The organism is Streptomyces katrae (assembly GCF_000966975.1).
In the GTDB taxonomy this organism is placed as follows: domain Bacteria; phylum Actinomycetota; class Actinomycetes; order Streptomycetales; family Streptomycetaceae; genus Streptomyces; species Streptomyces katrae.
This window is the reverse complement of the sequence record NZ_JZWV01000664.1, coordinates 1-429: the sequence shown is the minus strand read 5'-3', so window position 1 is coordinate 429 and position 429 is coordinate 1. Positions and strand designations below refer to the sequence as shown.

Below are 429 nucleotides of genomic sequence, written 5' to 3'. Positions count from 1 at the left end.
CTGCTGGACTCGATGACCGAGATCCGCGACCACGAGCGCCGCTTCTCCGAGGGCGGCGGGGCGATCGAGCTGGACGCCGCCACCCGCTACAAGGTGCTGGCCGCCTTCGACGGCTACCTGGAGACCCTCCCCGAGGAGTCCCTGGTGCGCCCGGACTCCTACCGGGTCAAGGACGTGGTGGGCCGGCGGGGCGTGGGCATCGGCTCGGCCGGGCTGCCCTCGTACAACATCCTGCTGGAGGGGCACAGCGACGCCCTGGAGAACGACGTCGTGATCTACCTCAAGCAGGCGCAGACCCCGGCCGTCTCCCGGCACATCACCGACCGGGCGGTCCGCGAGTACTTCCAGCACGAGGGCCACCGCACGGTGATCTCCCAGCGGGCCCTCCAGGCGCACGCCGACCCGTGGCTGGGCTGGACCGAGCTGGAC

At 71.6% G+C, this 429-nt stretch carries 1 protein-coding gene; it reads left to right on the top strand.

Annotated features, from left to right (window positions below; translation table 11 throughout):
* On the top strand, positions 1-429 hold a 429-nt coding region (locus VR44_RS23515; RefSeq protein ID WP_045949569.1), incomplete at both ends, for a DUF2252 family protein.